The 26,428-nt window shown below is 71.1% G+C and carries 18 protein-coding genes; 11 read left to right on the top strand and 7 right to left on the bottom strand.

The window, feature by feature from the left end:
* Positions 1-3 precede the first annotated feature (3 nt).
* The 6 genes from ACFPCV_RS19645 (at position 4) to fxsT (ending at position 10,921) form a co-directional block, all read left to right on the top strand.
* Positions 4-1,065, top strand: coding sequence for an AAA family ATPase (locus ACFPCV_RS19645; RefSeq protein ID WP_378057686.1), 1,062 nt, complete (start codon positions 4-6; stop codon positions 1,063-1,065).
* Complete coding sequence (locus ACFPCV_RS19640; RefSeq protein ID WP_378057685.1) at positions 1,062-2,897, top strand: vWA domain-containing protein; 1,836 nt, start codon at positions 1,062-1,064, stop codon at positions 2,895-2,897. Before ACFPCV_RS19645 ends, ACFPCV_RS19640 begins: the two co-directional genes overlap by 4 nt.
* Positions 2,898-3,046: 149 nt before the next feature.
* The gene (locus tag ACFPCV_RS19635) at positions 3,047-3,988 is read left to right on the top strand and encodes an effector-associated domain 2-containing protein (protein WP_378057684.1); all 942 of its coding nucleotides are present in this window, start codon (positions 3,047-3,049) and stop codon (positions 3,986-3,988) included.
* Between the two features lie 49 nt (positions 3,989-4,037).
* Positions 4,038-5,507 carry a VMAP-C domain-containing protein gene (locus ACFPCV_RS19630; protein ID WP_378057683.1) on the top strand — a complete coding sequence of 490 codons (1,470 nt, stop codon included), beginning with the start codon at positions 4,038-4,040 and terminating at the stop codon, positions 5,505-5,507.
* On the top strand, positions 5,504-6,547 hold the full coding sequence (locus tag ACFPCV_RS19625; RefSeq protein ID WP_378057682.1) for an AAA family ATPase: 1,044 nt from the start codon (positions 5,504-5,506) through the stop codon (positions 6,545-6,547). Before ACFPCV_RS19630 ends, ACFPCV_RS19625 begins: the two co-directional genes overlap by 4 nt.
* Positions 6,548-6,553: 6 nt before the next feature.
* Positions 6,554-10,921, top strand: coding sequence for an FxSxx-COOH system tetratricopeptide repeat protein (fxsT, locus tag ACFPCV_RS19620; protein WP_378057681.1), 4,368 nt, complete (start codon positions 6,554-6,556; stop codon positions 10,919-10,921).
* A gap of 200 nt (positions 10,922-11,121) precedes the next feature.
* On the opposite strand, the gene ACFPCV_RS19615 is transcribed toward fxsT, so the two are convergent.
* The 3 genes from ACFPCV_RS19615 to ACFPCV_RS19605 form a co-directional block, all read right to left on the bottom strand.
* Positions 11,122-12,876: an HEXXH motif domain-containing protein gene (locus tag ACFPCV_RS19615; RefSeq protein ID WP_378057680.1), complete on the bottom strand. Its 1,755-nt coding sequence runs from the start codon at positions 12,874-12,876 to the stop codon at positions 11,122-11,124.
* Positions 12,873-13,070 (bottom strand): hypothetical protein, encoded by a 198-nt coding sequence (locus ACFPCV_RS19610; RefSeq protein WP_378057679.1) that lies wholly within the window; start codon positions 13,068-13,070, stop codon positions 12,873-12,875. The genes ACFPCV_RS19615 and ACFPCV_RS19610 overlap by 4 nt, the downstream gene beginning before the upstream one ends.
* 111 nt (positions 13,071-13,181) lie before the next feature.
* Positions 13,182-14,369, bottom strand: a complete 1,188-nt coding sequence (locus ACFPCV_RS19605; RefSeq protein WP_378057678.1) for an LCP family protein — start codon at positions 14,367-14,369, stop codon at positions 13,182-13,184.
* Positions 14,370-14,504: 135 nt separating this feature from the next.
* Here ACFPCV_RS19605 and ACFPCV_RS19600 point away from each other — a divergent pair, with 135 nt between their 5' ends.
* The 5 genes from ACFPCV_RS19600 (at position 14,505) to ACFPCV_RS19580 (ending at position 20,000) form a co-directional block, all read left to right on the top strand.
* On the top strand, positions 14,505-15,107 hold the full coding sequence (locus tag ACFPCV_RS19600; protein ID WP_378057677.1) for a hypothetical protein: 603 nt from the start codon (positions 14,505-14,507) through the stop codon (positions 15,105-15,107).
* A gap of 77 nt (positions 15,108-15,184) precedes the next feature.
* A complete protein-coding gene (gene cseB / locus ACFPCV_RS19595; RefSeq protein WP_378057676.1) occupies positions 15,185-15,847 on the top strand; it encodes a two-component system response regulator CseB in 663 nt (220 codons plus the stop codon).
* The gene (locus ACFPCV_RS19590; protein WP_378057675.1) at positions 15,844-17,052 is read left to right on the top strand and encodes a sensor histidine kinase; all 1,209 of its coding nucleotides are present in this window, start codon (positions 15,844-15,846) and stop codon (positions 17,050-17,052) included. The genes cseB and ACFPCV_RS19590 overlap by 4 nt, the downstream gene beginning before the upstream one ends.
* Positions 17,049-17,561, top strand: coding sequence for a DinB family protein (locus ACFPCV_RS19585; protein WP_378057674.1), 513 nt, complete (start codon positions 17,049-17,051; stop codon positions 17,559-17,561). Before ACFPCV_RS19590 ends, ACFPCV_RS19585 begins: the two co-directional genes overlap by 4 nt.
* A 717-nt stretch (positions 17,562-18,278) precedes the next feature.
* Entirely contained in the window at positions 18,279-20,000 is a 1,722-nt protein-coding gene (locus ACFPCV_RS19580) for a hypothetical protein (protein WP_378057673.1), read from the top strand.
* 3 nt (positions 20,001-20,003) lie between these two features.
* On the opposite strand, the gene ACFPCV_RS19575 is transcribed toward ACFPCV_RS19580, so the two are convergent.
* From ACFPCV_RS19575 to ACFPCV_RS19560, 4 genes are read right to left on the bottom strand one after another with little or no spacing between them, the layout of a single operon-like run.
* The gene (locus tag ACFPCV_RS19575; protein ID WP_378057672.1) at positions 20,004-20,438 is read right to left on the bottom strand and encodes a VOC family protein; all 435 of its coding nucleotides are present in this window, start codon (positions 20,436-20,438) and stop codon (positions 20,004-20,006) included.
* Between the two features lie 40 nt (positions 20,439-20,478).
* Positions 20,479-20,949 (bottom strand): TIGR03618 family F420-dependent PPOX class oxidoreductase, encoded by a 471-nt coding sequence (locus ACFPCV_RS19570; RefSeq protein WP_378057671.1) that lies wholly within the window; start codon positions 20,947-20,949, stop codon positions 20,479-20,481.
* 4 nt (positions 20,950-20,953) lie between these two features.
* A complete protein-coding gene (locus tag ACFPCV_RS19565) occupies positions 20,954-25,141 on the bottom strand; it encodes a TIGR02680 family protein (protein ID WP_378057670.1) in 4,188 nt (1,395 codons plus the stop codon).
* A complete protein-coding gene (locus tag ACFPCV_RS19560) occupies positions 25,138-26,322 on the bottom strand; it encodes a TIGR02678 family protein (protein ID WP_378057669.1) in 1,185 nt (394 codons plus the stop codon). Before ACFPCV_RS19560 ends, ACFPCV_RS19565 begins: the two co-directional genes overlap by 4 nt.
* Between the last annotated feature and the right edge of the window lie 106 nt (positions 26,323-26,428).

Below are 26,428 nucleotides of genomic sequence, written 5' to 3'. Positions count from 1 at the left end.
CACGTGCACGCCGGCCGGACGGTCACGCCAGCGCAGTTGCCCGAGGTGCTGCTGAACGTCGCCGTCGTGCGTCCGGTGTTCCTGTGGGGTGCGCCCGGCATCGGCAAGTCGTCGCTGGTGCGGCAGTTCGCCGCGGCACTCGGGCTGGACTGCGTGTCCCTGCTTGGCACGCAGCTCGCGCCGGAGGACCTGATGGGCGTGCCGAGGATCGTCGACGGGCGCAGCCAGTTCTGCCCGCCCGAGCAGATCGCGCGGGACACCCCGTACGTGCTGTTCCTCGACGAGCTGAACGCGGCAGCGCCCGACGTTCAGAAGGCGTTCTACTCGCTGATCCTCGACCGCCGCATCGGGTCCTACGAGCTGCCCGCCGGGTCGGTCGTGCTCGGGGCCGGCAACCGCGCCACCGACCAGGCACTCGCCCGGCCGATGGCGTCGGCACTCGTCAACCGGCTCGTCCACGTCCACCTGCGCGCCTCGGCCGCGGACTGGCTCACGTGGGCGGTCGACAACGGCATCCACCCGTGGATCGTCGAGTACCTCACCCAGCGCCCGGACCACCTGTGGAGCGCGCCGCCCAAGACCGAGGAGCCGTTCTCCACGCCGAGGGCCTGGCACATGCTGTCCGACGTGCTGCACTCCTACGGCGACGACGCACTCGACGACGACACCGTCGCACTGCTCGCGCACGGCACGCTCAGCCCGCGGCACGCGGGTGCGTTCCGCTCCTACCTCAAGGTCGCCCGCCACGCCTACGACCTGGACGCGATCATCAAGGGTGACCGGCGGTGGCCGGACGCGCCGGAGGACCGCGACCTGCTCTACTTCCTCGCCGAGACCTTCCGTGCGCGGCTCGGCAAGGAGCTGCCAGCCGACCGGCGGCACGCGTCCGGCGGCGTCCGGCAGTTCGCCTTCCGCGCCAAGACGCTGCTGGTGGAGCTGGCCGAGATCGCACTGGAGATGGCGCAGCTCGTCATCGCGGAGGACGAACAGGGCACGCCGCTGCCCGCGTGGTTCCTCGTCGAGGCCGCCAGGGACATGCCCCGGCTCGTCGACGCACGGTCATGAGCAGGACCGCCGACGCCGAGCGTCGTGCGCGCAGGGAGAAGGCGCGGGTCGCGGGCTGGGCGATCGTCGGTGCCAACCCGGTCCTTGGCCGGCTCCGCGAAGCGGTTCGGGGCCGGGCCGGCGAAAGCCTCACCGGCACCGACGCGTGGGCCGTCGTCGACGGGCACGGCATGCTCACGGTCAACGCCGAACGCGACGGCGAACCGGCCGAGTGGGCGTGGGTGTTCGCGCACCTCCTGCTGCACCTGGGACTCGGCCACACCGACGAGGACGACCGGCTCGACCGCGTCCGTGTGGCCGCCTGCTGTGTCGCGGTCAACCGGTTCGCGCAGACCCTGCGCGTCGGCCGGGCACTGGTGCTGGTGCCCGAGCTGCCCGGCGACAACGAGGACGCGCTGGCCAGGCGCTGGCGGGAGACCGGTGTGCCACCGGAGTACGCGACGCTCGGCACGAACGGCAGCCGCCCCTGCCTGGCGCCGTCTCGGGCCGGCGACTGCCACCCGGTGCGCAGACCCGACTGGGACCAGTTGTTCGCGCTCGGGCTGACCGACGCCGCGACCGCGGCGATCACGCGGGCCGCCGAGTCCCGTGGGCAGACCGCGCACCAGCGCCCGCGCCGCGAGTGGGACCGCGCGCTGTCGTGGTTCACCTCGTCCTTCCCGCTGCTCGGTGCGGTCGCGGCCGGGTTCACGATCGTGGCGGACGTCGAGGTCGCGCGGGCGTGGGACATCAGCCTCGCCGCGGTGTCTGCCGAGCACGGCGAGGTCTACGTCAACCCGCACGCCGCGCTCACCGCGGAGGAGTGGCGGTTCGTGCTGGCACACGAGATGCTGCACGCCGCGCTCGGCCACGACCGCCGCGCGCAGGGCCGCGAACCGCACCTGTGGAACGTGGCCTGCGACTTCGTGATCAACGGCTGGCTGGTCGCGATGGCCGTCGGGCACATCCCGGAGGGCGTCCTGCACGACCCGCGGCTGACCGGCCTGTCCGCCGAGTCCGTGTACGACACGCTCGTCACCGACCTGCGCCGGGCCCGCAAGCTGCGCACGCTGGGCACCCCGTCGGGTGACGTGCTCGGTGACTGGCTGTCCGAGCCGGAGGCGGTCGCGCGCCGCGGCTCCCGGCGCGCGGTGGGCAGGCCGATGCCGTGGGACCGCACGAAACAGGTCGACCTGGACGACTTCTACCGCCGCGCGCTGACGCAGGGTCTCGAGTACCACCGCACCAGCGGCCGGGGTCTGGTGCCCGGCGGGCTGGAGGAGGAGATCCGGGCGCTGGAGCACCCGCCGCTGCCGTGGGACGCGCGGCTCGCGCGCTGGTTCGACGAGCACGTCCCGGCGCAGGAGCCCAGGCGCACCTACGCGCGGCCCTCCCGTCGCCAGGCCGCGACCCCCGACGTCCCCCGGCCGGGCAAGGCGCGCCCGGACGAGCTGACGCGACAGCACACGTTCGGGGTCGTGCTGGACACGTCCGGGTCGATGGGCACCGAACTGCTCGGCAAGGCGCTCGGCGCGATCGCGTCGTACGCGACCGCCCGGGACGTGCCTGCCGCGCGCGTCGTGTTCTGCGACGCGGTCGCCCACGACGCCGGTTACCTCGCGCCGTCGGACATCGCGGGCCGGGTGACGGTCCGCGGCAGGGGCGGTACCGTGCTGCAGCCGGGCGTGCGGCTGATCGAGCACGCGGGGGACTTCCCGGCGGACGGCCCGATCCTGGTGATCACCGACGGTGAGTGCGACGTGGTGCGGGTCAGCCGCGAGCACGCGTTCCTGGTCCCGGCCGGTGCGCGGCTCCCGTTCACACCGAAGGGCCCGGTGTTCCGCGTCCGCTGACCGGCGTTCCGGGCGACCGGGCGTTCCGGCGACCGCACCGGACAAATCATGGACACATCCGCGTAGCCGCCGCCGCAAGGCCGGTTCGCGGCTTGCCCGCGTCAATTGCCGTAGGCATCCTGAACGGAAGCGAGTTGGGGGTGAGCGGTATGGATGACGAGCACACGACGATCTGCGCGGTCGACATCGCCGGGTTCGGTGGCATGCCCCGCACACGCCCGAACTACGTGGCGTTGCGTGAAGGGATGTACTCCTCGGTTGAACAGGCGTTCCTGCGGTCGGGAATTCCGTGGGAGGACTGTTACCAGGAGGGCGCGGGCGACGGCATCCTCGCGCTCGCCCCGGCGACCGTCAAGAAGGGCGCGTTCGCCGACAGACTGCCCGTGGCGCTGGTCTCCGCACTTCAGGCGCACAACGAGGCGCATCCGCCGGAGGAACGGATCCAGATGCGGCTGGTGTTGCACGCGGGGGAGATCACCCGGGACGGGCGCGGTGTGACCGGACCGGCGATCATCCACGCCTTCCGGTTGCTCGAGTCGCCCGCGCTCAAGGAGGCGCTGCGCGAGTCCACCGGTGTCCTCGCCGTCATGGCCTCGGTCTGGTTCTACGACGAGGTCATCCGGCACCACCGGGAGTACGCGCCGGACCAGTACGAGGAGGTCGCCGTGGAGGTCAAGGAGACCAACGGGTTCGGCTGGATCCGGCTGCCGGACGGGGAGCGCCGCGTGCCCCGGGAGTCACGCGAGGTCGAGAAACGACGGTCCGCGGTCGCGTCCGCCGGCAACGGATCGGTGCTCGTCACTCCGGTGGTGCGGCCCGCCACACCGGAGTTCTTCCAGGTCCTCGACGCGATCGAGGCGGTTCCCTGCATGCAGGGCGAGCACACCCGGTCGTTGGTGGTGGAACAACTGCGGTTCTCTGGCGCGATCCGGTACTTCCCCAACCGGAGGGCGCACGTGATGAGCATCCTGCGCACCTGCCTCGATTTCGAGGGCGGCGTCGTGGAACTGGTCACCGCGATTTCTGGTCAGGAACCGAGTGGGTCGGTGCCGCTGAACCATTTGATGACACTGTTGACCGGGGCGGCGTAACGCCCCGCCTCGCCGATGCGGACCTCCTGGGTCCGGAAAGGAGAAGCTCGTGGCGTCTGGCAACGCGGGCGGTGCGCTGTGGCCGCTGATCGGTGCGTTGCGGGAACTGCCGTGCCTGTCTTCGGTGCAGGACAGGAACCTCGTCGTCCGGTTGCTCACCGACCGCCTGGGGCATTTGCCCATCGAGGAGAGCCCGCGGATAGAACAGCACCTGATCAACATCGTCGAGGCACTGCAACGCCGCCCGGACGGACTGCCCGCGTTGACCGAGGTTCTAGGCGTTCTCGACGAGGGAACGATTTACTTGCCTGAGGTCAGGAGGATCGTCGCGGAGCGGGACGCGGACGAGATGTGGCCGGAGGGCGAACGCGCCCGGCTGTTCGGCCTGCTGTCGGGGATGATCTTCAAGGACCTCGTCGAGCTGTACCACGAAGTTGCCGGTGTCAACGCGCCGGCACTGCCCGCCGAGACAACGTATCGCGAGGTGTTCTTCACCTTGGAGACACTGAACGCGGACGCGACCGGTCTGCCCAAGCCGATCGTGTTCGTCGAACACCTCGCGCACGGGCGGCGTCCCGAGTTGTCCACGGAACTGCGCCGGTGGTCCGACCGGCAGGCCAGCAGGCTGGAGCTGATCACCGAACTGCAGGCGCTCCGGCGCGCTTTCCACGCACCGCCACCGGGTCCGGCCCCGAACGAGCCCGCGTACCTGGTGCTGATGCTGCGGCGCGTCGGGCTCGCCGGTGACCGGTACCAGCTGTGCCACTGGATGCAGATCGACCTTTCCGAGGGCTGGTACCCCGAGCGGGGCGACGACTTCTTCGGCACCCTTGAAGGTGTCAAACGCCAGGTAGCGGTGTTGATCGAGGAAGTGGAGACGAAATGGGCGAAGTATCAGCCGGACATCCGCATCGAAGTAGTTCTTTCGGGTGAATTATTGAACCTCGACGTCGATCAGTGGCCGTGGGAAGTGGAAAGCACGCTGCCGGTGCCGATCGGATGTCGTTACTCATTCGCAATTCGCTCACTGGATCGAATGCAGACCGGTAAGTGGCATCGTTCGTGGCACGCGCGATGGACTGTTCTCACTGGTCAGCTGCAGCAGTACGGAGCGGTGGATCCGGAGTCGGCTCGGGGTGGCGAGGGGGGTGACGACATCCGTAGGCTGGTCGCAGATTTCGAGAACAACGCGAAACTGGTATCGCTCACGCTGAGTGCCCCGCCCGACGGCTCGGCGAACGGCGGGGACGAAGTCGCGGTCGGGTTGCGGGCCGGTGTGCCGGTCATGGTCTGGCATCGCGAGGATTGCGATTCGGAGGCGTTCTTGGCGGCCGCACGCGAGTTGTTGCACGGCGATGGTCCTGGCACCGTTCTCCAGCGGATCAAACAGGTGCGGACGACCGCGTACCAGTCGCACGCCGAGCACGTCGGACACCGCCTCGCCATGCTCTGGGACGACCCGCACCGACTGGTCGTCCCGCCCGACCTCGGACCGCCGAGGGAGGCGAATGTGGCGTGAGCAGCGGGACGAGTGCGGTGCCGGGTGAGCAGTCACGCGCCGACTGGCACGTGTATCAGGGGACAGGACTTCCCGGCGTCGCGGAGAAACTGCCGGATCCACCGCCGTGGCGCCGGTTCGCCGGCGAACCGGTGTGCGAGGCGCCCGCCGACGACAGCGGTGAGGCCGACCGCAGGATCGGCGGTGTGCGGGGCACGGGCTGGGTGCCGAGCCCGCACGAGGTTTCGATGGTCAACGCCGCGCTGTACCTGCGGCGTCCGCTGCTGGTGACGGGCAGGCCGGGTACCGGGAAGTCGAGTCTGGCCTACCTGGTCGCGCGGGAGCTGGGGCTTGGGCCGGTGCTGCGGTGGCCCGTCACCAGCCGCACCACGTTGAAGGACGGGTTGTACCTGTACGACGCGATCGGGCGGGTGCAGGAGATCAACGCGCGGCGGGGTGAGGAGCCCGACATCGGGGAGTTCGTGCACCTCGGTCCGCTCGGCACGGCGTTGTTGCCCTACGAGCGCCCGCGGGTGTTGCTGATCGACGAGTTGGACAAGAGCGACATCGATCTGCCCAACGATCTGCTGAACGTCTTCGAGGACGGCGAGTTCGAGATCCCGGAGCTCTCCCGGCTCGCGGCGCGTCATCCCGAGGTGACGGTGCTGACCGACGACCGCGACGGTTCCGCCGTGGTGCGCAGGGGCCGGGTGCGGTGCCGGTCGTTCCCGCTGGTGATCATCACGTCGAACGGTGAACGGGAGTTCCCTGCTCCCTTCCTGCGCCGGTGCCTGAAGCTGCACGTCGACCCGCCCACCTTCGCGCAGCTCGGTGCGATGGTGGCGGCGCAGTTCGGGGAGACCGATGGGGTCGACATCTCCCGGCTGATCACGGACTTCGTGGAACGCAGCGAGGCGACCGGCGGCCTCGCGTCCGACCAGTTGCTCAACGCCGTGCACCTGGCCATGCAACTGTCGACGTCGGGCGCCTACCAGCCGGACGGCGACTGGCAGGAACTGCTCACCGCCATCTGGCACCCGCTCTCGTCGACGGAGGGGTGACCGGCCGTGAGCGGACTGCCTCTCGACGACCCGCCTGGCGGCCCGGGGCTCGACTCCGGGGTGTTTCCGCACCTGGACGTCCGAGAGGCGCACTGCGAGCCGGCCCTTGGCACCGGCGACCTGGAGTGGCGCGAGGTCCGCGACGCGTTGTGGCTGGCCCGCGCGATCCATCCAGGCCCGGCACAGCAGCCACCGAAGGCGGTGCCACCCGACCCGCCGGCACCGCGAACCGAGTCACCGCCACCGCCGTCCCCGCCACCGGCGGAGCCCGAGCCGCCGCCGGTCGCCGAGGAGCCCGAGCCCGCGCCCGGCGATGAACAGGAAGCGCAGGACTGGTCGGTCGGGCGGCCGCATCCCGTGCGCACCGCCGTGTACGACCGGCACGCGGCGGGGGAGACCGCGCCGCTGGTCTGGCCGACCACGCCGGCGTTGCAGAACCGGCTCCGGATCGCCAGGGCGTTGCGGGTCCTGTCCCGGCGCACCCCGTCGCCGTGGGGCAGGGAACTCGACGAGGAAGCCACCGCGGAGCGTGCGGCGCTGGACCGGATGTGGCTGCCCGAGTTCCGGCCCGCGACCTGGCACGAGTTCGAACTGGTCGTCGTGGTCGACACGGCGGGCGCGGCGGACGTGTGGCAGCAGATGGTCAACGAGCTGTGCGACCTGTTCCGCCGCCAGGGCGCGTTCCGCAACGTCCGCGTGCTCCTGCTAGACGGCGCGGACAAGGCGGGCGGCGACATCGTGCTGCGCACCGGTGGGCCCGACGGCGCGGTCCGCGGCTGGCGGGACGAGATCGACCCGACCGGCCGCAGCCTGTTCCTCGTGCTGACCGACGGCATCGGTGCGGGATGGCGCACCGGCGTGGCGACCAGGGTGGTGGCGTCGTGGGCCCGGCACGCGCCCACCGCGTTGGTGAACCTGCTGCCGGACCGGCTCTGGCACTGGAGCAGCCTCCTGCCGAGGCGGGTGCGGCTGCGTGCCGAGAGTCCCGGCGTGCCCAACGTGGGGTTGCGGGTACGTACGGAGGCCGGGCTGGCGCTCAACGGCGAGTCGGCGGTTCCGATTCCCGTGCTGGGCCTTGCGCCGGAGTGGTGGGCGAGCTGGGCGAAGCTGCTGGCGGTGCCGGGGGCGGGCTGGGTGGACAGCACCACGATCTTCGTGGAACCCGACGCGGTCGTGGCGGAAGCACCGGTCAAGCCGGATGACGAACCCGAGGAAATACCGCCCAAGGAACGCGTTCTGCGATTCCGCACGTTCGCGTCCGTGCCCGCTTTCCAGTTGGCGATGCTCCTCGCCGCCGTGCCGCTTTCTCTGCCCACGATAAAACTCGTGCAACGGGTGCTCCTGCCGAGCGCGGACATTTCCGCGATCGCCGAGGTGCTGCTCGGCGGACTGCTTCGGAAAATGTCGCTTCGACCGGATGCCGGCGACGGTGTCGACTACGAGTTCCACAGCGGAGTACGTGAGGAACTGCTGGCAGGCGGGCGCCGCGGTGACACTGTGCGAGTAGCTCGCCTGGTCGGGGATCACCTGGGCGCGCGTAATCCGATCGTGCGTAATTTTCGGGACGCGTTGTCCGATCCGGACAGCACGCCCGAACCGGAGCCGACCCCGGAGTCGCGACCCTACCTGCGTGTGCAGGAGGCCGTCTTCCGGGCTTTGTCGGGAAGGTACGCACCGCGCGCCCGGCGCCTCCGCCTCAAGCTGGGGAGAAGCGGAGTTGTGCCGGGCACCGGCGCGACGCCCACGGCCGCCAGTACGATCACCGAGCCCACACCGCTCCAGCCACAGTACGACGCACCGACCGTGGAATCCCGACCCATGTCCGAAGGAGGCCAGATGACCGCGTCCGGGTTGAGTCATTCGGAAGGCACTGGCCGGGCGCTGGGGCGACAACCTCAGATCTGGGGTTCGGTGCCGCTGCGGAATCCTGATTTCGTCGGCCGGGACGAACTGCTCGAACAACTGCGACGGCGCCTCATGGAACCGGGTGAGGCGACCGCTGTTCTGCCGGAAGCCCTGCACGGGATGGGTGGCGTCGGGAAATCCCAGACCGTCGTCGAATACATTTACCGGCACGCGACGGAATACGACATCGTGTGGTGGATTCCATCGGAACACACCACGCAGATCCGGTCGAGTTTCGTCGATCTGGCCAAACGGCTCGGGATCGCGGCGGGCAGTGCGGAGACCGCGGTGCCCGCGGTGCTCGAGACGTTGCGGACCGGGATGCCCGACCGCAGGTGGATCCTGGTGTTCGACAACGCGGAGGATCCCGCGGTCGTGCGCCAGTTCCTGCCGAGAGGCCTCGGCCACGTCGTGGTGACGTCGCGGAACTCCGAGTGGCAGGCCGTCGCGCGCACCGTCGAGGTCGATCTGTTCACCCGCGCGGAGAGCAAGGAACTCCTCCGCCGCCGCGGTGGCGGCAACATCACCGACGACGACGCCGACCGCCTGGCCGAGGCGCTGGGCGACCTCCCGCTCGCGGTCGAGCAGGCCGCCTCGTGGCGGGCGCAGACGGGCATGCCCGTCGCCGAGTACGTCGGGCTGCTCGAGAAGAACAGTGCCGAGTTGCTGAAGGCGGGCGGGACGAGCGAGTACGAACTCCCGGTCGCCGCCGCGTGGAACGTGCCGCTCAACCGGCTCAAGGACCAACGCAGGGGTGCGCTGGAGCTACTTCAGGTGTGTGCGTTTTTCAGCCCGGAACCCATTGCCCGCAGCCTGTTCACAGGCGTGCGCGGCGCCCCGGTTCCGGACGCGCTGGCAGAGGCTTTCGCCGACCCGATCAAGCTGAACCACGCGATCCGGGAGATCAACCGCTACAGCCTGGCGAAGATCGACCACAGCCGGAACACGCTCCAGCTTCACAGACTCGTCCAGGCTGTTCTGAGAGATCAACTGGACCGCACCCAGTGGGACAACATGCGTCACTCTGTTCACCTCATGCTCGTGAACGGCGATCCCGGAGACCCGGACAACGCCGTCAACTGGCCGGTATACGCCGACCTGCTTCCCCATGCCATCAACTCCAGGGCCGTGGAATGCGAGGACAGTTGGGTCCGCCGCCTCGTCACGCACCTGGTCAGCTACCTCATCGCCTCCGGTGATTACCACGGCGCACTGAACCTCGCCGAGTCCGCACGCGACTCGTGGACCGTGGCCCTCGGCCCGAACCACGTCGACACCCTGAACATGGGCCGCCACATCGGCAACGTGCTGCGCCGCGTCGGCCGCGTCACCGACGCGCGTGAGGTCAGCAACGAGGTCCACACGCTCATGCGCGAGCACCTCGGCGAGGAACACGAGGCGACGATCGCCATGTCCGACGTCCTGCTTGTCGAAGACCGCGCGGCGGGGCGGTTCTATGAGGAGAAGGAAAAGGCAGAGGGCAACCTCAAGGGTGCCCGCAAGGTACTCGGCGAGGACGACCCGGCGACATGGCGTTACGCCAACACCTTCGCATCGCGGCTTCGTCTCGCCGGCGACTACTTCAAGGCGCGGGACCTGGACGAGCAGATCCTTCGGCGCAGGACCGCGATGCTGGGGGACAACCACGGGGCGACTCTGAACACCCGCAGTTGTCTTGCCATGGACGTCCGCGAATGCGGTCAGTACGTCGAAGCCTGTGAGATGCAGGAAGTGACGAGCCAGCTGACCACCGAGATTCTCGGCCGAGATCACCCGACGACCATCGGCGGTGACCGGTGTCTCGCGGTGGCCCGCCGCATGGCAGGCCTGCACGAGAAGGCGATGGAACTCACCGAGGACTGCTACAACCGCTACCGCCTGCGGCACGGTGAGGGGCACCTCGACACGGTGACCGGCTTGATGGACATGACCTCCGAGCTGCGGCACATGGGTGACCTCCAGAGGTCTCTCGAGTTCGGTCTCCGCAGCGTCACGGGCTTCGAGGAGATCTACTACCCGGAACACCCGTTCGCCATGATCGCCGCGACGAACCTGGCGGTCACCCGCCGTCTCGTCGGCGATGTCGACGAGGCGCGCAAGCTGAACGAGCGGGCGGTCGCGGGGCTGCTCGAGCGCCTGCACGACGACCACCCCTATGTCCTGGTCGCCAGGGCCAACCTGGCGAGCGATCTCGCGGAGTTGGGTGAGGTCGAGAAGGCCCGTCAGCTCGATGTCGAGAACCTCGAGCGCAGCAAGCGGATCCTCGGCGAGGAGCACCCCATGAGTCTCGCCCTCTCGCACAACCTCTCCATGGACCTGAACCTGCTCGGCAATGCCGACGAGGCGGCGATCCTGCACACGCAGACGTCGGCGAGCTTCCGCAAGGTCCTCGGTGAGAACCACCCGGCGACACTGGCGGCGAGCCACAACGTCCGCGCGAACTGCGACACCGACACCATGCAGCTGTAGCGCCCGGGTCACCCCACCTGGCGAGAGCGGAACCAGCAGGAGAAGGGCCCACCGAAGGCCGGAGATCGCGGTACATGACGATCGTGACCTCCGGCTGCTGGGATCGCGACGGCCGGGCGAGGCGGCAGCGCGGAGATCGCGTTGGAACGCGGGGGAAACATGTCCCGGCGGGGCAAGCACCAAACCCCGAAACTGTGCGGCTACAGCGCCTGGTTCACCCACGTGGCGAGTTCGGAAGCAGCAGGGAGAGGACTGCCGCGTGCCCGGATCCCGCGGTACACGGCGAACGTGACCTCCGGTTGCTCGAGCAGCGAGGCCGCCTCGTTTCCCTGTGCCCGCAGGGCGAGCCCGAGCCCTGCCCACGCGGTGACGTCGTCGGCGTCGGCGCGCAGGCGGTCCTCGTAGCCGTGCGCCGCACCGGCGAAGTCGCCGGTGCACAACGCCGCGTCCGCACGTGGCGTTGTGCCAGGTAACGCCGTCGGCGAGCGCACGAGTGACCGGAACAGCTCGGGGTCGGTCGCCTTGGCGCGCAGAAGGTTCCTGCGGTTCGCGGGCAGCCGCCGTTCGTCGTCGGTGCCGACCGCGGCCCCGCCGGGCCAGGCGGGTGGCGCCGCACCGCCGAGCCACGCGGTGACGAGCTCGCTGACGGCACGCGCGTCCGGCCGGGTGTGACGCAGCCGCCACAGTGCCTGGTGGTCGTCGACGACCGCGGTGACGGTGGCGGACAGGGCTGGGTGCACGGGCACTTCCTCGCAGACGGCCAACCGGGCCGAGACCACGTCCACGAGCGCCTGCCCGGGCGCGGTGAGCAGCCCGCTTGCCGTGATCGTGTCCAGGGCTCGCCGGACCTGAAGCCGCCTGCGGACCATGTCGAAGTCGATGGTGCGGGCCTCGTTCTCGGCGACGACCGAGCTTTGCGACAGCCAGAACTCCACTCCGCAGGTGAACGCGTACACGCCGTGGATGAGCCCGACCAGAGGACGGGGGTCATCCCGCCATGGCGCCAGATAGCGGCGCTCGTTGTCGCCGTTGCCGAGTCGCACCATGGTCATCAGCGCGTTCAGCTTCGAGTGCTGCATCTCGTGCACCATCGCCTCGGCGAACTCGGTCGCGGTGCCGTCGGCCGACAGCCGGATCCCGCCGAACGCGGCGGGCGACGACGCGCCGACGGTGTCCCCGCCCGGCCCGATGGGCATGAGCGCGCGCAGACCGGACGTCAGTTCCCGTGCGTAGGCGGGGTGGTGGTGCACGAGGACGTCCCACGCCTCGTCGAGGAGCTTGTGCCACTCCGAGAGCATGACGTCGGTGAGGTCGGCGGGCGGGCGCGGTTCGGCGAAGCCGTGATAGGGGTCGTGGTCGTCGACCCACGCGCGCAGCGTGCTGCCGTTGGCGGTGGTGGTGTGCTGCCGTGCCGGGGTGAACGCGGAGTCGCTGCCGTCCAAGGGCATCGAGACCGTTCGGCCGAGGCGGAGCCGGGACGCGTGCCCGGCGCAGCTCACCTCAGCCGATCCCACGGGGAACGTCCCGGGGACCCGCACGTGGCCGACGGTGGGGAGCGACACCACACCGCGCCACACCGGGACCCGGACAGCGCAGCGGTGGCCGGTTCTGATCGCGGCGGCCGCCGCGATCAGGTGGAGGTAGCCGAGTTCCGGCCACACGGCCGTGGTGCCCGGCCTCGTGTAGTGCAGGGCGCGGGTCAACCACACGCCGACCGTCGGATACATCAGAAGATCCGCCACCGCGCCCGGATCCCGCTGTTCGGCGGCGGCGATGATCCGCCACGCCCCTTCCGGGTCGACGAGACGCCCGATCGTTTGCGGAGCGCGCCGCAGCTGATCGACCAGTGCCCGGAAGGCCAGTCGCCGTTGGCTGTGCTGTGCGTTCTCGAGCAACGCCATGGTGTCGCCGCTGATGGGACCGGCGCACACCTGGTCGAACTCGGTCCGTGTCAAGCGGTGCCTGGACAGCGTCCAACCCCGTTTTCCTGTTCCTGCAGTTCATTCCCGGTGACGTACGCTGCGGTCGCGTAGGTGTGTTCCAGGGCCGCGACCAGCTCTGATGTCGTGAGGTCGCGCAGTTCTGTCAAAGGGATCGCGGTCAGGTCCACCAGTTCCGAGCCGAGGTCGGCTTCTGTGAGGTTCGCCATGCACCCTCCCCGATCTTCACCCAGTTTGCACTGATGGTACCTGCTGACAACGGGATTCCCCGTTGCTTGCGTGAATGTGGAACGGGTGCGGGCGAGGTTGTCCTGTTTTTGTCAGTTGACGCAGGGAATGCCGTCGGCGGTCATCGGCTCGTCCGGGGTCTGCCGGGCGAGGTTCTGCACGATCACCGTTTCCGGGTCTGCCTGCGGTTTCCTCTGGTTCGTGGTGTTGCGGGCCGGGGTGCTTGGCGGGGGACCGTTCAACAGGCTCTGTACGTACGCCCGCACCTGCGCCGGGTCGACCTCGACCGCGCTGCCGTCGGAGGGGGTACGCAGGTCGATGCTGCCGGTGGGGATGGTGGAGAACTCGATGTGGTCGCCGGTCAGGGTGGCGGCCTGGGTCGCGAAGGACAGCAGGTCCCAGTTCTTGTCCAGCACCACCGTCCTGGTCAGCGCGTCGACCAGGGTGCGCACGCCCGCGGGTGAGGTGAGGGTGCCCGAGCTGAACAGCCGGTGCGCCACCCCGGCCAGGAAGGCCTGCTGTCTGCGCACGCGGTCGAGGTCGCCGCCCGGGAGGCCGTGGCGCTGCCGGACGAACTTCAGCGCGTCGACGCCCTGCAGGATCTGCTCGCCCGCCGGGAAATCCGCACCCGAGTAGGAGTCGTGCACCGGCTCGTTCAGGCACACCGGGACGCCGCCGACGGCCTTCGTGATCTCGCTGAAGCCGTGCAGGCCGATCTCCGCGTAGTGGTCGATGTGCAGGCCGGTCAGCGCGGACACCGTCGCGATCAGGTTTCTCCTGCCCTCGGTGGTGGACTCGCGGTCGACCGTCGCGTCGTCGGCGCCCTCGTCGCGCAGCTGGTTCGCGGCCGCGTTCTTCGCCCGTGCGTACGCGGAGTTCAGCTTGTGCCTGCCGAACCCGCCTGCGATGTCCACATAGGAATCGCGGGGGAGGGACAGGGCGAACGCCTTCTTCTCCGGGTCGGCCGGCACGTGCACCAGCATCATGGTGTCGGTGTTCTGCTCGCCGTCCGCCTCGCCTGCGCGCAGTGCGTCCAGCACGTCCCGCGGCAGCGGGTTGCCCTGCGCGTCGGTGCGGGAGTCGAGGCCAACCAGCAGGATGGTCGACGCGGTGCGGGGCAGGTCGCGCACCGACGACGGGTCGTCGGGGCGGTCCGCGATCACGTCGTCGCGGACCACGTTGTCCTCGGCGGTGCGGTAGGTGTACCACCCGAAACCGACGGCCGCCACGACGGCGGCCGACACGAGCGCCACCAGGGTCCTCCCCGCCCACACCAGCATGGTTCCGACGTTATGGACCGATTGCACCCGTCGTGCCGCGGTTCTGTAACAGCCGCCCGGCGACCCGTTCGCGGCCACGTAACAGCGGCGGGGACCCCGGTGGCCGAGGCGCCCGCGGCATGGTCTCCTGTGCTCGTGCGCGGAAAGGTGATCGGGCGGGCCCTGTTGTGCGGCCTCGCCATGCTCTGCGCCGCGGGCTGTGCCACGCAGGGCGGTGTCGAGGTGGCAGGCCGCGCGAGCCAGGTCAGCCCGCCGCCGTCGGCGCCGACGCTGCCCAGCGGCACCCCGGCCTCCGCCGACCCGGTCGCGATCCTGCGGGCGGACCCGCAGGTCGAGCCCAGGATCAAGGACGGCCTGGTGCCGTGCGACGGTGGCCAGTACCCGACCGACGACCGGTACGTCGACCTCACCGGCGACGGCAAGTCCGAGCTGGTCGTCCTGCTGCTCACCTGCCCCCGCCACGAGTACGCCAAGCCGATGATTCTGCCCGAGCCGTCCGGGCTGGTGGCCTACGCGGGCTACGCGGCCTTCGTGTACGACCTGACGACGGAACCGCCGACGCGCCTGCTCGGCGTCGAGGGACCGGCCATCGACCTCGTGCCGGCCAACGGCAAGGGCAACGAGCTGGTGCTGATCCGCAGCGCCTGGTCGGCGCGGGACGACCCGTGCTGCCCGTCGGACCAGTCGCTGGTGCTGTACCGGTGGAACGGCACGCGGCTCGTCGAGGTGCCGAAGTGAGCGGAGCTTGCGGAGCGAACCATGAGCACAGGGCGACCGCGAGCGGCGCCCCGGAGCCTGCGAGGGGGCGTCCGCGAGTGCTGCTGGTCGAGGACGACGACGTGATCCGGGAGGCGACGCAGCTCGCGTTGGAACGCAACGGGTTCACCGTCGAGGTGGCCGCCGACGGGCTCACCGGGCTGGCCGCGTTCCGTGCGCGGCGACCGGACGTGGCGCTGCTCGACATCATGCTGCCCGGCATGAACGGGGTGTCCCTGTGCCGCCAGATCCGCGAGGAGAGCCCCACCCCGGTGCTGATGATGTCGGCCCGCGCGGACCCCGTCGACGTCGTGCTCGGCCTGGAGGCAGGCGCCGACGACTACGTGACGAAACCGTTCGACAGCACCGTGCTGGTCGCGCGGATCCGTGCCGTTGTGCGGCGGATGAGCCGTGCGGCGGTGCCAGCGGCGGCCGGGGACACCTTCGGTGACCTGGTGGTCGACCGGGACGCGCTGGAGGTGCGGTTGAAGGGCAGGCCGGTCGAGCTGACGCCGACCGAGCTGCGGCTGCTGCTGTGCTTCGCCGACTCGCCGGGCACCGTGCTGACCAGGGACGTGCTGCTGGAACAGGTGTGGGACTACCAGTGGGGCGGCGACTCGCGCGTCGTCGACGTCCACGTGCAGCGGCTGCGCACGAAGATCGGCCAGGACCTGATCGAGACCGTGCGGGGCTTCGGGTACAAGCTCAAGCACGGCGCATGAGGTTCTTCCCGCAGTCGTTGCGGTGGCGGCTGTCGGCGGTGATCGTGCTCGTCAGCGTGGTGCTCGCGGTGGCGTTGTCGCTGCTCGTGCGCTCGGAGTTCAGCCGGGTGCAGCTCGCCGACGCGCGGCGGGTGCAGGACGAGCGGATCCAGCTGGTCGTCCGGGACTACGGGCTGACCGGCCGCGCGGCGCTCGGCAGCAGGCTGGACGCGCCAGACGTGCCGGAGGAGCTGCTGGACGCGGTCCGCGGCGGCCGCCGCGCCACCTACCTGGAGCGGACGCCCGCCGGTGCGTGGATCTGGGCGGCGGCCGAGACCGACGGACGCGTCCTGTCGTTGCGCAGCCCGTACGCCGACCGCGACGAGGCGTTGCGGCAGCTGGACAACGTGCTGATCCTCGGTTCGGCCGCGGTGCTGGTGCTGGCGACGGTGCTCGGGATCGTCCTGGGTGGCCGGCTGTCGAAACGGCTGCGGCGCGCCGCGGTCGCCGCGCGGCGGGTGGCCGACGGCGACGCGACCCTGTCGGTCGGGGAGGAGATCGGCGACCGGCCTCGGGACGAGACGACCGAGCTGGCACAGGCCGTCGACGCAATGGCCGCGGCGCTGCGGGCGCGGCTGGTGGCCGAGCGGCGGGTGACCGCCGACATCGCGCACGAGCTGCGCACCCCGGTGACGGGCCTGGTGACGGCGGCGGAGCTGCTGCCACCGTCGCGGCCCGCCGAGCTGGTGACCGACCGCGTGACGGTGCTGCGGTCGCTGGTCGAGGACATCCTGGAGGTGGCAAGGCTCGACGCGGCGACCGAACGCGCGGAGCTGGTGGACGTGCCGCTCGGCGGGTTCGTGTCGCGCCGGGTGCCATCGGCCGTGGTCACGGCCGCGGAGACGGTCCGCACGGATCCCCGGCGGCTCGAACGCGTGCTGGTGAACCTGATCGAGAACGCGGAACGGCACGGTGCGCCGCCGGTCGAGGTGACGGTCGAGGCCACGACGATCCGCGTGCGGGACCACGGTCCCGGCTTTCCGGCCGAGATCCTGCGGGAGGGGCCGAGCCGGTTCCGCACCGCCGACCCCAACCGGTCCGACGGTCACGGGCTCGGCCTGACCATCGCGTTGGCCCAGGCACGCGTCCTGTCGGCCGAGCTGACGCTCGCGAACGCGACCGACGGTGGAGCCGAAGCCACGGTGGTACTACCGTCTCCGCCGTGAGTGACCGTGACGAGCTGTTGGCACAGCTGGAGTTCTACTGGGATCACAACCTGTGGCCGCGGCTGCGCGGGCTCACGGACGAGGAGTACTTCTGGGAACCCGTCCCTGGTTGCTGGTCCGTGCGCAGGCGCGACGACGACACGTGGTCGATGGACTGGGAGTGGCCTGCGCCTGCGCCGCCCCCGGTGACGACGATCGCCTGGCGGCTGGCACACATGGGCATACAGACGCTGGGCATCAGGGCCAGCGCCCTGTTCGGTGACGGGTCGCTGACGGTCGAGACGGTCCGCTGGCCGCGTACCGCGGCCGAGGCGTTGCGCGCACTGGCGACCCACTACGAGCACTGGCGTCGCGGCGTGCGCGCCCACCAGCCCTCGGACGAGAACTCGTTCACCACCCTCATCCTCCACGTGAACCGCGAGGTCATCCACTACGGCGCGGAGGTCGTGCTCATGCGTGACCTGTTCCGGGCGAGCAGGCGCCCCGCGCCGGCCACCACTCCCGCCTGAGACGACCAATTCCGTGAAGCTCAAGTGGCTTGTGGGCACGAATCCGTCATCAGGCACGACCCCACACTCACGTAGGCGCCCGAGCCGGGGTGGGGCCGATGCCGTGAAAGGCGCGTTCACGGCACAACCGGCGCCGTCAATGGCACATTGACGGCGTTGAGCGCCGTGAACGGCCCATTGACGGCATCCCGAATGCCGTGAACGCGCCTTTCACGGCACCAAAAGCCGGGGCGCTCCACGCCCCGGACCCGCGAAGCGGGCCCAGGCCGCGTAGCGGGCCCCCTGCCCGCGCAACCCTGACGGTGGCGCAAGCCCACCAGCAAGGGGCTCCCTGCCATCCCGTCGACCTGGCAGCGCCCGATCACGCCGCGTCAAGGGGGGCCAAACACCCGAATCACAACACGCACGAATCGGCCCCCCTTGGCGCGGTGTGATAGCCCGTAGGGAGGTCGACGGGATGGCAGGCAGACCCGAACCCAACCGCCGCCGACCCGCCCCTCCGCCACCCCCGAGACCTGCCCGTCCGGCGAGGACAAACCCACAACACCAACCGCAGCCAGCACACCCGACCCAAACCGGACCGATCCGACCAGCACACGACGACCCACTAACACCGACCGCGTCGCCGGAAAGTTCCGGTCCCACCGAGGCTTGGGGAACCAGGGGATCGGCCGCCGCGTCATCGGTTGGCCACCCCCGGAGCGAAGGAGCATCGCGATGCAGCCACAGGTGCTCACCCGGCAGCCGCCGAGTTCCGCGGGCGGGGGTGCGGTCGCCAGGGTGGCCGGTGTGCTCCTGCTCCTGCCCGCGGCCGTGCTCACCGTCGTCACGCTCGTCGTCCCGACGGTGCGGACGGTCGGGATCAGCTTGCGGGCCGAGACCTTCCTCGCCAGGGGCGAGGCCGAGTACGTCGGGTTCGACAACTACGACGCCGTGCTCGGCGACGGCGTGTTCGGGCCGGCGCTGTGGTTCTCGGTGTCGCTCGTGCTGCTGCCGATCGTCGTCGCCGTCGTCGTCGCGCCGCTCATCGCCGCGGCGTTCGACTGGGCGGGTGGCTGGGCGCGGGTGACCGCGCGGGTGGTGCTGTCGCTCGCGATCGTGGTGTTCGCACCCGTGGCGTTGTCCATCGCGTGGACCCGTGCGCTGCGGGAGGAACCCGAACTGCTCGCCGACCTGGCAGGCGGCACGCTGCGGACCAGCGTGGCGCTGATGACGTTCGGTGTGGTGTGCGCGGTCGGCCTGATGGTCTTCCTGCCCGCCTTCCGCGCACGGCGCAAGCTGTGGCCGACGCTGTTCACCGTCGCCGGCCTGCTCGTGCTCGGCATGCTCGCGATCGGGCTGCAGCAGTTCTCGGTGCCGTTCGTGGTGACGCGGTTCGGACCGGCGAACGAGACCATGACACTGCCCGGGATGTTGTTCACGACCGCGTTCGGCAACGGCCGGTTCGGCGAGGGGGCCGCCGTGTCGGCGCTGCTCCTGGTGCTGCTGGCCGTCCTCGGCGTGGCCGCCGTCCTCGTCGTCGTACTGACCCGGTTGCGGGTCGGCGTGCGGCCGTGGCGGTCACCGGGTCCGCGGTCGCCGGTGAACCCAGGCGCGATCGTGCTGGCTCTGCTGGCATTGGTCGCGGTGGTGGTCGTCGCCGTGCTCGCCACGGGGCCCTGGTTCGACGCGCTGGGCGGGCCGGACCCGGAGGTGCCCTCCGGGGCGGGCGGCCGCACCTGGCCCCCGGCCCTGCTCGCGGCGCTCGTGTCGGTGGGGGTCGCGTACCTCGGTGCGCTGGGGATCAGCGGGCTGCGTCCGCTCGGCAGGCACAGCGAGTGGCTGCTGATGCCGTTCGCGCCGTGGCTGTTCGTCGGCGCGACGCCGCTGGGCATCGCGCTGTACACGTCGTTGCGGGACGAGGGCGAACTCGATGACGGCACCGTGTTCCCGCCGATCCTGGTCAGCCTCGTCGCGCTGCTGGTCCTCGCCGTGCTGTGCCGGGGGCAGGCGGAGCGCTGGCAGCAGCAGATCGCGGCGGGCGCACCCGCGGCGGCCTCGTTCTTCCGCACGGTCGTGCTGCCCACCCTGCCCGTAGCGGCGCTCCTCTTCGTGGTGACGGCGTTCCTCAACGCCCAGGACCTGTTCTGGGGCATGCTCACCGCACCGTCGGTGGAGAACGGCACCACGCCGATGCTGTTGTTCACCGCGCACTCGACCCTGACCGGACTGGACTACTCCGTGGCGTCGGCGACCCCGCTGGTGGCCGTCGTGCTCGGGTTCGTGGCCCTGGCCGCCCTCCAGGCGTTGCACCTGGACCGGATGACCGCCACGGTCGGCAGGCCGGACGACCCCACGGGGCCGATCCGGTTGCCGGTCCAGCCACAGCAGACCGCGGCAGGCCAAGCTTGGTCCGACCCGACCCAGCCGCCAGGGCAGGAGCCCCCGCAGAGCGGCTAGCCCTCAGTCGAGGCAGAACTCGTTGCCCTCGATGTCCTGCAGCACGATGCACGACTCGTTGTCGTCGTCGGCGAGCAGTAGCCGCACGCGTTGCGCGCCGAGCGCGACCAGTCGCGCGCACTCGGCCTCGAGGGTGGCGAGGCGCTCCGCACCCACGAGGCCGGTGCCCGCCCGCACGCACAGATGCACCCGGTTCTTGACGACCTTGCCTTCTGGAACGCGCTGGAAGAACAGCCGCGGGCCGACACCGGCTGGATCGCCGCAGGCGAACGCGGAACCCCGTTTCCCGGGCGGCAGCGAGCGATCGAAGTCGTCCCAGGTGGCGAAGCCCTCCGGTGGCGTCGGCACGACGTATCCCAGCACCTCGCACCAGAACCGGGCGAGCCGCTCGGGTTCCGCGCAGTCGAAGGTGACCTGGAACTGCTTGACCGACACCATCGGTCCACCATAGTCATCGCCGCGCGGGCCGGGCGACGCCTCAACCGCGCTTCGGGTTGGTGTAGACCCGGCGCGGCGTGACCAGCACGGCGGCCCGCCGGTCCTCGGCCATCACGCGGTCGTAGGTGTCCCAGTCGTCGTGGGTGCCGCCCGCGGCCTGGAAGACGGCACGCAGCAACGTCTTCGTGGCCGCGTCGTCGACGTCCGGGTGCGGGTCGTCGGGGCCGATGATCTCGGCGGTGCCCTCGACGGCCGCCCACTGCCAGCCCGCGCGGGCGACGACCGTGGTGCGGGGGTCGGCGCGCAGGTGGCGCAGTTTGCGGGAACCGCCCATGGCCACCAGCCCGACGACCGGTTCGCCGGTCTGCGGGTGCGGCAGCACGCCGGCGTTGACGACCGAGGAGTGCACGCTCCCGTCCTGGCGCAGCGTGCTCACCACGCACAGCCCGTGGTCGAGTGGCACGAGTTCGGTGAACGCGGACAGGTCGGGGGCCGGGGGGCTGGGGGTCACGGGCTCACCTCGGGTCGTCGGTCAGGGACTTGCCGGTCCAGATCGCGTGCGTGCACGCGATGCCGCTGCCGCCCTTGGGGCGCAACACGTCGTAGATGTGCATGCGCGGGATCTTCTCCGAGAGGCCCCAGCCGCTCGGCCACGTGATGATCCAGTCCATGTCCAGGTCCACCAGCAGGCCGAGCATCCGCGCGATCGTCGGCTCGTCCAGCCGTTCGAACGCCTCGTCCAGCAGGACCAGGCGGACCGGCGGCTGGTCGGCCGCGGTGCCGACCGCGTCGTAGAACGCCGACGCCGCCGCGAACAGCGTCACGTACGAGATCAGGCGGGTCTCACCCGACGAGAGCTGGCGCATGCGGCGGGTTCTCGGGCTGCCGTCCGGGCCGAGGTCCTTGACCCGCACCGTGAAGCGGTACCACGTGCGGTAGTCCAGTGCGCGGGCGAGCACCTCCGCGTAGTCGCCGGAGTGGCCGTCGCGTTCCGCCGTGATGCGTTCGGTCAGCGCGGTGCGCAGCGCCTCGTCCTGGCCCTCGCCGCGCTTGGCGAACGGGGTGCGGATCAGTTGCATGGCCTGGCGCATGTCCTCGTCCAGGTCCGGCGCGGGCTGCCAGTCCAGCTGCACGTGCACGCCCTGGCTGGAGCGGGCCACGTCGAGGGTGTCGTTCATGCGGCGGCACAGGTCGTCCGCCACCCCGATCTGGGTGGCCAGCTTGTCCGCGAGGTCACGCAGCATGAACGCGTCGAAGATCTGCTGGTACTCCTCGGACAGCAGGTCCCGTTGCGCGGTGAGGCGTTGCGCCACCTCGCGGGCCGCGACCGCGACCGGTTGCGGGCCCTGCGCTCCGGTCACCGTGACCGTCAGGATGTCCGCGGCGCGTTGCGCGATCACGTCGTGGCTGCCCGCGAGGGTGGACTGCAGCGTCTGCAGGTTGCCGAGGACGGTGTCCTCGCTGACGCCGTCCCTCGGGTGCGCCGTCAGGACCTGGTACGCCTCGCCCAGGTCCTCCGGCAGCGGCGGCTCGACCGCCGCCGACCACACGCCGTCCGCCGCCAGGGCGTCGCGGAAACGTTGCCGTGCCAGCGCTTCGCGCTCGGTCAGCTCGGTGATCTTCGACTGTTTCGTGTCGATCTGCGTCTGTGTCTTGCCGGCCTTCACCCGCGCCGCCGTCGCTTCCTGCCGGACCTCGGGCAGGCGCTGGCGGACCGCCGCGCGCTCCTCCTCGGCCGCCGACAGCTCACGTTCCAGTTGCTCCGCCGCGCCGCCGATGGCACGGACCCGCTCCTCGTAGCCCGCCTGCTCGTTCAGGTAGTCCAGGCACGCGCGGTCCGCGCCCGCCTGCACGTCGGCCAGTTCCGCGTCGACGCGGGCGTGGCTGTCCAGCGACCTGGTGAGGCTGTCCACGCCGCCGAGGCAGCGTTTCGTCAACGCCGTGGCCAGCTGTTCGGCCGTGGTGCGGGCCTCCAGTGCCGACGCCCGCGCCAGCTGCAGCGACTCGGCCGTCGCGTCGAGGCCCGCCGCGCGGGCGTCGGTGAGCAGCGCGTCCTGGCGGGCCCGGTAGCGGTCGCCCGTACCGGAGTGCTTGTCCCGCAACGAGAACGCCTTCTTGCTCGCGTCGTCCGCCGACGCGGCCGCCGCCCGCAGCGTCACGTGCGCGGCCAGCACCTCGCGGTCGTCCGGGTACTCGTCGGTGTGCCGCTCCCACGCGGCCACGTTCTCCTGCGCCATCGCCAGCGCCTTCACTGCCAGCTCGCGCTCGTCCGCCAGCCGCGCCAGCTCCGAGGACAGGTCGCTGATCCGCTTGTGCCGCGTCGTCTCCCGCGCGCCCGCGCCGACGAACTCCGCCGCCGGCTTGGTCATCGCACCCGTCAGCACACCGGCCCGCCAGCGGCCGTCCAGGGAGACCGACAGACCGGCGTCGGTGCCGAGGCCGACGCGGGTCAGCACCTGGGTCACCAGGTCCGCCGACACCGGTGAGCCCGGCGGCACCGCGGGCACCAGCACGTCCGACAGCGACGGCGACACCGCCGGGCCCGCCACGACCGCCGTCAGGTCCCGCGACGCCGCGTCGGTCAGCGTGCCCTCCGCCGTCACCCACGCGTTCAGCAGGCCGGAGGACTCCAGCGCCGCCTCACACCCGGCCCGCTCCTCCTGCGACAGCGACGGCGCGAAGTCCACCAGGCGGTAGAACGCGGCACCCGCCGCCTGATCGCGGTCCACAGCGGACACCGGAAGCGCGGGCTCGGGGTCGACACCGGCCCGCAGCGCGTTCAGCTCGTCCTCGGACCCGGCCATCCGCCGGTCCAGCTCTTCGACGCCGCGGCCGGCCCGGTCCACGTCCGCGTGCAGCACCGGCAGCCTGCCGCGCAGCCACGCCGCCGCCCGCTCGGTGGCACCGCGGGCCGCGTCCACGTCCGCCGTGAGGTCCGCCAGGTGCGGCGGCACCAGCTCGGCCGCACGCTCCAGCGTGGCGAGCGGACCGGCCGCCGACCACTGCAGCACCGCCGTGTGCCAGGTCGCCGCCACGTCCTCGAGGCGCTGCGCCGCCTCGTTGCGCCGCCCGACCGACTCGGTCGCCTCCAGCTGCGCCTCGCGGGCCTCCCGCTGCAACCGCTCCACCTCGGACCGCTCGGAGTCCAGCTCACGGGCCCGTTCCAGCAGCGTCAGCGTGACCGCGCACCGCTCCCGCAGCGCCGCGACCGCCTCGCCGGCCTGCACCCCGGCAGCTTCCAGCGCGGCACGCAGCGAGTGCGGCTGCAGGTCCGGCGGGGTGCGGCGGGTCGCCTCCTGCGGCTCGGCCTCGGGGTCCAGCGACAGGCGGACGAACTCGTGCACCTCGGTCGCCGCCGCCTCCGGCACCGCGGGGACCTGCGGGCACAGGCGCGGGTCCAGGCCCGCCTCCCGCATCCGGGACCGCACGGCGTCGGCCAGGTCGGCCGCCTGGTTGGTGTCGTCGACGAACCGGGCCAGCTCGGACACGACCGAGTCGACGAGCTGCTCGGTGTGCTCCCGCTGGGTGCGCAGCTGCTTGAGCGCGCTCACCGCCGCCTGCCGCGCGGCCGACACGACCCGTTTGCGGTCGGCCAGGTCCCGCACGCTGTCGTAGGCTGGGCTGCTCTTCAGCGAGTCGATCTTCGACTCGAGCGTCAGCTCCTGCTCCTCCAGCTGCGCGACCTCGACCTCGGCCTTCTCGGCGGCGGACTCCTCGTCGGCCAGCCGCGCCATCAGCTTCGTGATCTCGTTGCGTGCGGTGGCCAGCTCCTTCGACGCGTCCACACCGCGCTTGCCCGCCGACCGCAGCGAGCTGTACGCGTAGCCAGCGTAGCTCGACAGGAACCGTTGCAGCGCGGTGTCCGCGGCACCCAGGGTGCGGATGTTGTCGCGGATCGACTCCAGGTCCTCGAACGACCGCGCCAGTTGCTCGACCACCGCGGGGTCCAGCGGTGGCAGCGAGTCGGACAGGATCTGCTCCAGCTGCCCTTCGAGGACCTTCAGGCCGACGTCCGGGTTGCGCAGGGTTCGTTGCAGGTGCAGCAGATCCGCGTAGCGGGCGGCCGGGATGCCGTACACCAGCTCGGCGATCTTCGCGCGGAACGGCTCCTCGTCGTGCAGGCAGTCGGCGCCCAGCAGGTCACGCAGCTGGGTCGGGCCGACCGGGGTGCCGTCGAACACGAGCTGGAAGTCGCCGGCGGCACCGCCGACGCGGCGGTCGGTGACGAACCGCCACGAGTCGCCGATCTGCTGCGAGTTCGCGGAGGCCTTGATGCCGACGCCGCTGGTGAGGAACTCCTCGCGCCCGCCGACCGTGCGGCGCAGCTCGATCCACGCGTACCCGATGCGGTTGGGGCCACCGGTGTAGTCGTCGAGCATGAGGCGCCGCATGCTGACCGTGTCGTAGCCCTTCGAGCCGATCTGCCGCAGGTCGCCGTCGAGGCACAGCGGCAGCAGCAGCTCCAGCGTGCGGGACTTGCCGGAGCCGTTGGTGCCCTGGAAGATCACCCGGCCGCCGGACAGGTCGAACTCCTCGACCGCGTACTGCCACACGTTCACGATGCCGCCGCGGTGCAGCTTCCAGCGGGTGGACTGGCCCGCCTCCCCGGAAACGGACGTGCCGGTCGCGCCGGGGAGCGGAGGGTCCTGTCCGGTCACGTGCTCGTGGCCGAGCTGCGTCACGTTCCCCTGCGGTGCGGTCATCGGGTCTCCCCCTCGTGATCAAAGAGCGACCAGCCGGGTTCGGGCGCGGGCACTGGTTCCTCGTCCTGCTTGGGCGCCCCGTCCGGCTCCGGCGCCCACCGGTGCGCGGCGGGGCTGAGCAGCCAGACATCGTCCTCTGCCTGCCTGGCCAACCCCAGCGACAGCAACAGCTGCAGGACGTCGTCCACCAGCTTCGGGATGCTCGCCACCATCAGCTTCGACCACGCGGCGGGGTAGGCGTCGACCAGCTCGTCGCACACCGTGGTGACGCGCTCGACCGGTACCGCAACCCAACCATCCCGCACCGCGCCCGACGAAAGCAGGTCCGGCAGCGCGAGCAACGCCACCCGCGCGACCGTCGACTGGCCGGGGAACGAGACGTCGGTGAGGTAGTCCTCGGGGTCGGTGACCGCGATGCCCTCCCGCCGGACCTCGGCGACCAGCCCGAAGCAGCGTTCGATCAGCCGTGACTCCTGCCGGGCGCGCCTGCGCAGCCAGGCGGCCTCGTCGTCGGTGAGGTCGGCGTAGTGGGTCACCGGGTTCTCCACCAGCCTGCGCCGCAGCGCGTGCTCGACGCCGCGCGGGCCGGGGCGGGCGGCGAGCGTGACCAGCTCGGTCGGCGTGGCCGCGACACCGATCGGCCCCGCCACGAGCTGGCCGAGCAGCGTGGTGTCGATCGTGAGGAGCGCCTCGTCGTCGCCGGTGACCGTGCCCTCGATCTCGGTGAGCACACCGAGCGACACCAGGTACCGCAGCGCCGACGCGATCGCGCGCAGCTCGCCGAGGTCGTCGGACACCTCGATGCCGGCGTCGCCCGCGGCCGAGCGGATGTCGGTGACCAGGCGGGACAGCAGCGTCTGCTGGCCGACGCCGGTGAGCGAGGCGAGCGTGAGGGCCAGGTAGGCGTAGCCGCGCGGGGTCAGCGTGGCCTCGCCCCGGGTCGGGTCGTGACCGGGACCGGACTTGTACAGGCGCGCGAACCGCCGTTCCACGACGAGCCGGTAGCCGAGCACACCCGCGAACAGCTCGGACAGCACCGCGCGATGCCGGTAGACCAGCGGCAGCAGCTCGCTCTCCTGCCCGCCGGTGCGCAGCAGCGGGCGGCGCAGGAGGACCCGGGCACACCGCACCGCGTCGGCCTGGTCGATCTCACTGAGCCGGTCGAGGACCTCGGTGTTCATGGTTCGCTTCGCTCACGGTGTACCTGGTTCGCTTCGCTCGTCCGCCAGCACGCCGTCTTCCCTCGTCGCGTGCCCGGCGCGCGCTCCTCGGTCCAGACGGCGCACG

The organism is Actinophytocola glycyrrhizae (genome assembly GCF_042653545.1).
In the GTDB taxonomy this organism is placed as follows: domain Bacteria; phylum Actinomycetota; class Actinomycetes; order Mycobacteriales; family Pseudonocardiaceae; genus Actinophytocola; species Actinophytocola glycyrrhizae.
This window is presented reverse-complemented; position numbering and strand designations above follow the sequence as displayed.